The following is a 7,458-nucleotide window of genomic DNA, read 5'->3' as shown; positions in this document are numbered from 1 at the left end:
CAGCAGGGACCCGAACCCCTTGTAGTGCCGCACTATGCAGGTTTTCGAAATGCAACGATCCAGACGAGCACATATAACAAACAAGCCAGCAAGCTTGCTTCGATAAGTAATGCTGTCTTTCTGGGCCCTGCTCTTTCCAACCCGTCTTCCCTCCGGAGCGCTGGGAAAGGCCTCCTGACGGGATATTTGAGGACTGAGTTCTATGGCTCATCAAGAATCATGGGCCGTCTTGCAGTCACCGCCGATTTCAGTGACGGTAGGGTCAAGACATTTGCAAGCAATTTTCGTCGGTTTGACACTGCCGACGATCCGAGCCCGAGCGGTGGCTGGAATAGCCGTGGCAGGGTTTTGGGGACTCTTTCCGGTAGCGGAACGATCACCACAACAGCATTTGCAAGCACTCTGGATGGCAGGATCAATGACGGTGTCAATGGTGACATAGACGTCGATGCCGATATGCAGGGCGAGGTTTTTGCTGGCCGTGGGAAGAAGTTGACGGTATACGGCACTAGTATTACAGGGACCTATACGATTGCGGCCTCGAACAACCTTCGAGGCAGCGGAACAGCATCAAGCCGCCAAACCGTCACCATCACCGACCCAGGTAGCACTACACCGACAGATATCAATGGTGATTTTTACCTCAGCGATGACAAAAACGGTCAAAGAATCGCTCTTCGCCTGAACCCGGGGGGTAGCGGTGTAACAATCAGACCGCTCAGACATCTCCGGGAAACCGATAATATGAACTTTATCGCTGCAGCTGCCGAAACCGGCCTTCTCGAAGCCCCGGATTCTCTCCCGGCGGGGAGCGGCACCTTGTCGGGATATGTCCGGGCTGACAATCTTTACAACAATCGTCGTCTCATCGGCAGTCTCACAATCAATGCCGATTTCGATGCCGGTACGGTCAGCGCACGGGCCTAGGATTTCTCAGACTTTCGCGGCAATAGATTTCTCGCTGCTGTTGGTGAAGGGGGAATCCTTCAGGGTACCGGAACGATCACTGCGACCGACATGACCAGCACCCTGAGCGGTACCCTTTTCCCGAGGAGTTTTGTTTCCAATGAGCGTACCGGAGTCAGCGGGACAATTGCAGGTAACGTGTACGATCACGATGGGTCGTTGCTGGTACACGGAGACCTGACAGGAACCGTTACTGTGGGCTCACAAGCTGGCGCTCCTATCGAAGGTGGAGCGTTTTACGCTGTCCAACAACCTGCCCCGACCCAGAACTGAAGACAGAATCAGGATTTCAGGCGGCCACGCCGCCTGAAACCTTCTGTTTCTTCCCGACATGGGGAGCTGATATCAGGATCCCGGGCGGCAAGATCCCCAGAATCGCCGCCCGGGATCTTCTGTCTCTTCCTGACCGCCTCCCGAAAGGGCAGGTTGTTCCGCAAGTTGTTCCGTAATCGGCGAACACCATCCATGCCCACCCGTCGAGACCACGAGCGAGGCCCCGGGTTCGCATATGTCAGTCGCATATGTCACCTGGATATCGGTCAGGACCCTCGCCTCCTCGCACCGGGCAGCCGGCGATAGGCCATCGAGAAGACCCGATGTTCGGCGAGGCGCTCCACAGCCCCGAAGCGCTCCTGCATCGACAACGTCAGCACGGCCAACCCGGCCCTGGTCGATACGGCCCTGGTCAATACGGCCGATGTCCTGGCGAACTCTGCCCCTTGATCATTTGAGGCATCACGTTCCCAACGGAGGACATCCATGAACACCGACGTCATTATCTCCTGTGCCGTCACCGGTGCCGGCGACACCACCGGAAAGTCGAACAAGGTTCCGGTCACGCCGCGTCAGATCGCCGATGCTGCGATCGAGGCGGCCCATGCGGGTGCGGCCATCACGCACATTCATGTGCGTGATCCCGAGACGGGCAAGGGCTCGCGCGATCCCGAATTGTTCGAGGAGACCGTGAACCTGATCAGGCAGGACGGCGTGAACGTCATCCTGAACCTGACCGCCGGCATGGGCGGCGACTTCAACCCGGCCGACGACGGCACACCGGGCGCGGGTTCGGACCTGATCGGCCCGGCCGAACGTCTTGAGCACGTCCGGCGTATCCGTCCGGAGATCTGCACGCTCGACTGCGGCTCGATCAACTTCGGCAACGGCAACGAGACCTACATCAATCCGGCGTCGTGGTGCCGTGCCATGGCCGCCGAGATCAGGGAGCTCGACGTGAAGCCCGAGATCGAGGTCTTCGACCTCGGCCAGGTGCGTCTGGCTCATGCCATGTATGACGAGGGCCTGTTCAGGGACCCGGCCCTGTTCCAGGTCTGCCTGGGCATCCCCTGGGGTGCCGGTGCGGATACACGTTCGATGATGACCATGGCCGATGGCCTGCCGCGCGGCGCCAACTGGGCCGGATTCGGTATCAGCCGCATGCAGATGCCCATGGTGGCCCAGGCCATGCTGCTGGGCGGCAACGTGCGTGTCGGGCTTGAGGACAACATCTACCTCGACCGCGGCGTGCTCGCCTCGAACGGCGATCTCGTCGAGCGCGCGACGCAGATCGTCGAGCGCATGGGCGGCCGGGTTGTCGGCCCCGACGAGGCACGCGAGACCCTCGGCCTCAACTGAGCCGTTGAAGGATGAGCCGTTGAAGGATGAGACGTTGAGGGAAACGACGGGGCCGACAGCGATCGCGACGCCCTGAGAGCCGCCATGCAGCGGGAACGCCCCGATGCCAACCGATGCCAGCGCCCCGATTCCAGGTCCACCGGCTGACTCTCATGTGACTCTCATGTGACGTTGAGATCACGGGAAGGCGATTCGTTTTCATCTTTACCCTGTGCTGAATCGGCGCATTGATGAGCGAGCTTGCCGCACAGGGAGAGCGACGATGAAGTTCAGCCTGTCCATCGATCTGACCAGGAGCAATCCGTCCATCGACATGCGCGAGGTCGCGCGCAACACGATGGATATCGTGCAGATGGCCGATCAGGGTGGCTTCGAAATGGTCTGGGCCGCCGAGCATCACGCCATCGAGATGACCATCGCCCCCAATCCGTTCCAGCTTCTGGCCTGGTTCGGCGGCAACACCGACAACATCCGCCTCGGTGTCGCTGTCGTGCAGGCACCCTACTGGCATCCGATCAAGGTCGCCGGCGAGGCCGGCCTGCTCGATCTCATGTCCGGTGGCCGGCTGGAGCTTGGCCTGGGTCGTGGCGCTTACCAGCGGGAGTTCGACCGCATGGCCGGCGGCATGGACCAGCACAAGGGCGTCGCCTACATGCAGGAGATGCTGCCGGTGCTGAAGGCCCTGTGGGCCGGCGACTGCGAACACAACGGCGCGTACTGGCAGTTTCCCGCCTCGACGGCCTGCCCGAAGCCGCTGCAGACGCCGCATCCCCCGCTGTGGGTCGCCGCGCGCCATCCCTCGACTTGCGACTGGGCGCTCCGCGAAGGCTGCAACATCATGTCCTGGGCCCTGACGCGTCCGTTCAGCGAGGTCGAGAAATACAAGCAGCAGTTCGAAGAGGCGCTCGAACGCGCGCCCGGCGTGAAGCGTCCGCGCTTCCTCACGATGCGCCACGCAGCCGTCTATGCCGATGCCGGGGAGGGCTGGAAGCCGTTCGTCGATGCGATGAAACTCTCGGGCCTGCAGTTCGAAAGCCTGTTCAGGGAGCTCGGCGAGATCAGGAACGGCTTTGCCGAAACGCCTGATCCCGCGACGCTGGAGAACAACGGGGAGTACGACCCCGAAATGCTGAAGGCCAACCTGGTGTTCGGCACGCCCGACCAGGTGATCGACAAGCTGCGCCGCTACGAGGCGCTCGGTGTCGACAACTTCCTCTATCGCTGCTGCACGGGCCTGCCGGTCGAGCACCAGAAGGAGTCGCTCCGGCTCTTCATCAACGAGGTCATGCCGGCCTTCGAGGACTCCCGTTACACCGCGCAAGCGGCCGAGTAGGCACGACTGTTGCCAGAGCGGGGCGTGCGGACCTCTCCGTCGACGGTCCGGTCTGTCTTCCCCGGGTGCGGGCTGACACATGAAAAAAGACGCGCCACGCGTCGAAGCAGGAGCGCCCGGACATCCTCGCCGCCGCAGGATATGATCCCGATGGGAATATGATCCCGATGACATTGATGCTGCTCTAGATCCTGAAGTTGACGAACTGCCAGGGGTCCCCGGTGTCGAGCTCGGGTTCATCGAACAGGCCGGCGCGCTGCTTGAGCGGGGTCCAGTCGGTCGGGACGCTGGCCATGGGGCCGAGCCAGGGAAGCGCGATGGCGAGGATCTCGTCATGCGGCAGGTCTTCGGGTTCGCAATAGCCGCGGTTGGGATGGAGGCAGGCCCACACGGTGGCCGAGACCGCACCCGCGGCAACCTGCACGGCGGTGGCGTTGGTGCCCGGTATCAGGCGGCGTGCCTCGTGAATATCGAGCTGCGAGCCATACCACCAGCCGGTCGGCCCGTCGCCCAGCAGCAGAATGCCGAGCTCGTCCATTCCGGCATCGATGTCGTCCCCCAGGATGCGCTGCTGCTCCGGCGCGGTCCAACCCTGCATCATCAGCTCGTGCAGGCTCGACATGGCTGCATCGCACGGCATGTAGGCGAAGGCGACGGTCGGTCGGTAGACCTCTCCACCCTCGCGCAGGGTGAAGTAGTCCGAGAGCGTGACGCTTTCGCCGTGGGGCAAAAGGTATCCGGCGATCTGGCCGCCCTTCGGGACCCATGAGCGCAACATGATCTCGGCCGCCGGCCTGGCGATGAAGATGGCGTTGCCGGGGCCCGCGTTGTGGCCGTGGGCGCGTTCGGGCAGGGATTTCTCATGCGTGCCCCAGCCCAGCTCCGACGGCATCATGGCCTCTTCGCAGAAGCCCTCGATGCTCCACGTGTTGACGAACTCCCCGACCTGCTTCGGTTTGTGCGCCACCTGGGTGTCGCGTTCGGAGATGTGGATCACGCGGATCCGGAGGTCGCGCGCCAGACGGGCCCAGTCGTCGCGCGATTGTGGAGATTCGTGATCGTGGCCGACATGAGCCGCGAGATCGAGCATGGCTTGCCTGGCGAAGTGGTTGACCATGCCGGGGTTGGCACCGTGGGTCACAATGGCGGTCGGGCCGTCAGCCTGCCAGCCGTCCTTCGCCTGCCTGCGGGCCTGCTGATGCGAGGCGTACTCCGTGCGCTCGGCCATGGGCACATCGGCGTTGCCGATCTGGTCGTCCCAGATCTCAAGCGCGGTGTCGACGTATCTGATGCCGTTGTGATGGCACCAGTCCATCACCGGAACCGAATCGACGCCGACCGTCAGATTCACGACGATATCGCCGGCCACCGCATGGTCAGCCAGAACCGCGCCGATGCTGTCCCGCGCGATCTTCCCTTCGGCGAAGGTCAGTCCTTCTGCGATCAGGTCGGCGAGCTGCGCGGTGCGGTCGACCATGTCGATCACGGTGAAGCGGTCGACCGGCAGGCCGGAGACCTTCAGCATCATGGGCAGGGCGCATTTTGCGACCGTGCCATAGCCGAGAAAAATGACGCGGCCTCGGAAGCCGGAATCGTTGAGCATGGTTCGCGAAATCACCGGATGTGAGCGTTCGTTCCTACCCGCTTGCGCCATGCCTGTCATGCGTTCACACAGTTTCGCGAGCATGATCCTTGCCCTGTTGATGACGGGCCGGATGGCACCACCTGTCCTTTTGGACGGTTCAAGAGAGGTTCATCGATGAAAGCTTCCGATCTGTTTGTGCGCTGCCTCGAGGCCGAGGGTGTCGAGCGCATCTTCGGCGTTCCCGGCGAGGAGAACGCCGATCTCCTGATGTCATTGAAAGACAGCAGCATCGAATTCGTGCTGTGCCGCCACGAACAGGCCGCTGCCTTCATGGCCGACGGCTACGGCCGCCTGACCGGCAAGGCGGGCGTCTGCCTCGCCACGCTGGGGCCGGGTGCGACGAACCTGGTGACGGGCCTGGCGGACGCCAACATGGACCGTGCGCCCGTTGTGGCGATCATCGGACAGGCCTCGACCGATCGGCTCCACAAGGAGAGCCACCAGAACATGGACTCGATCGAGATGCTGAGCCCGATCAGCAAATGGGCCTTCAGCGTGCATCGTGGTGCCGCGATCCCGGAAATGGTGCGCAAGGCCTTCAAGATCGCCGAGCAGGAGAAGCCCGGCGTGACCGTGCTGGAACTGCCCGAGGACATCGCGGCGAGCGAGGCCCAAGGCGAACCGATCCGGCCCTACAGGACCCGCCGTCCGGCCGCCGACCACAAGGCGGTCAACGCCGCGGTCGAGGCCATCGTCAATGCGAGGAACCCGATCATCCTGTCGGGCAACGGCGCGCTGCGCAAACGTGCGACGAGGCAGCTCCGGCGCCTGGCGCGCAAGACCGGCATTGCGGCGGTCAACACCTTCATGGGCAAGGGTGCGATTCCGCGCGAGGATCCGCACTGCCTGTTCACGATCGGCATGCAGGGCAGGGACCATGCCAATGCCGCGCTCGATGCCTCCGACGTCGTCATTGCCGTCGGCTATGACCTCGTCGAGTACTCGCCGTCCCACTGGAACAAGCGTGACGGCAAGACCATCGTTCACATCGATTTCGATCCCGCTGAGGTCGACGAGGACTACGACGTCGACGTCGAGGTCGTGGCCGATATCGCCGATGCGTTGTGGCAGATCAACGAGCGCATCAACGAGCGCATCAACGGACTCCAGGCCGGCAGTCTCCCGCTGTTCGACATCGCAGGCCGCCAGGCGCTGCGCCGGACGATCCGCGACGATCTTCATGCCGAGGCGCATGACACGTCCTTTCCGATCAAGCCGCAGAAGCTGCTCAACGACATCCGGGAGTTCATGGGCGACGAGGACATCCTTCTGTCCGATGTCGGCGCCCACAAGATGTGGATCTCGCGCTACTACCAGTGCAACGAACCGAACACCTGCCTGATCTCCAACGGCTTCTGCTCGATGGGCTTTGCTCTCCCGGCCAGCATGGGTGCGGCCTATGCCCATCCGGACCGCAGGGTGCTCGCGGTCTGCGGCGACGCCGGTTTCCTGATGAATGTGCAGGATCTCGAGACGGCGGTGCGCAAGAAGCTTAATGTCGTTTCGGTGATCCTGCTCGATGGTGAGTACGGCCTGATCAAGTGGAAGCAGCAGAACCGTTTTGACGGCCAGCACGTCGATCTCGCCTTCAACAATCCGGATTTCGACATGCTGGCGCGTTCGTTCGGCGCCTGGGGCACGACCCTGGACGCCCACGATCAGCTCATTCCGGCACTTGAGGAGGCTTTCCGGCAGGACGGACCGGCGCTGATCGCCGTACCCGTCGACTATACGGAAAACAGAAAGTTGACCAGACGGCTGGGCGACCTGCAGTTCACGATCTAGGCAGCAGGGCCGGAAGGGTCCGGGGCATATCCCGTTCAGATTGAATCGATCTGAACGGGTGACGATGCTCCGGGTCGCTGGATGCAGGGCGGATTCA

5 protein-coding genes are annotated in these 7,458 nt (G+C 62.6%); 4 read left to right on the top strand and 1 reads right to left on the bottom strand.

All coding sequences use genetic code 11. From position 1 onward, the window contains the following. The first annotated feature begins 24 nt into the window (after nucleotides 1–24). The 3 genes from GDA49_02575 (at nucleotide 25) to GDA49_02565 (ending at nucleotide 3,931) form a co-directional block, all read left to right on the top strand. Nucleotides 25–927 carry a hypothetical protein gene (locus tag GDA49_02575; GenBank protein ID MBC6439298.1) on the top strand — a complete coding sequence of 301 codons (903 nt, stop codon included), beginning with the start codon at nucleotides 25–27 and terminating at the stop codon, nucleotides 925–927. Nucleotides 928–1,725: 798 nt separating this feature from the next. Then, a complete protein-coding gene (locus GDA49_02570) occupies nucleotides 1,726–2,598 on the top strand; it encodes a 3-keto-5-aminohexanoate cleavage protein (protein MBC6439297.1) in 873 nt (290 codons plus the stop codon). 262 nt (nucleotides 2,599–2,860) lie between these two features. Continuing rightward, nucleotides 2,861–3,931, top strand: coding sequence for an LLM class flavin-dependent oxidoreductase (locus GDA49_02565; GenBank protein MBC6439296.1), 1,071 nt, complete (start codon nucleotides 2,861–2,863; stop codon nucleotides 3,929–3,931). Nucleotides 3,932–4,115: 184 nt separating this feature from the next. Here GDA49_02565 and GDA49_02560 read toward each other — a convergent pair whose 3' ends face one another. Continuing rightward, the gene (locus GDA49_02560) at nucleotides 4,116–5,534 is read right to left on the bottom strand and encodes a saccharopine dehydrogenase NADP-binding domain-containing protein (protein MBC6439295.1); all 1,419 of its coding nucleotides are present in this window, start codon (nucleotides 5,532–5,534) and stop codon (nucleotides 4,116–4,118) included. A gap of 156 nt (nucleotides 5,535–5,690) precedes the next feature. On the opposite strand from GDA49_02560, the gene GDA49_02555 reads away from it, so the two are divergent. Next, nucleotides 5,691–7,361, top strand: a complete 1,671-nt coding sequence (locus tag GDA49_02555) for an acetolactate synthase large subunit (protein ID MBC6439294.1) — start codon at nucleotides 5,691–5,693, stop codon at nucleotides 7,359–7,361. The last annotated feature ends 97 nt before the right edge of the window (nucleotides 7,362–7,458 follow it).

The sequence above is a fragment of the Rhodospirillales bacterium genome (genome assembly GCA_014323865.1).
Lineage (GTDB): Bacteria > Pseudomonadota > Alphaproteobacteria > SP197 > SP197 > SP197.
The sequence above is the reverse complement of the archived record's forward strand: the minus strand, read 5'-3'. Positions and strand labels throughout refer to the sequence as shown.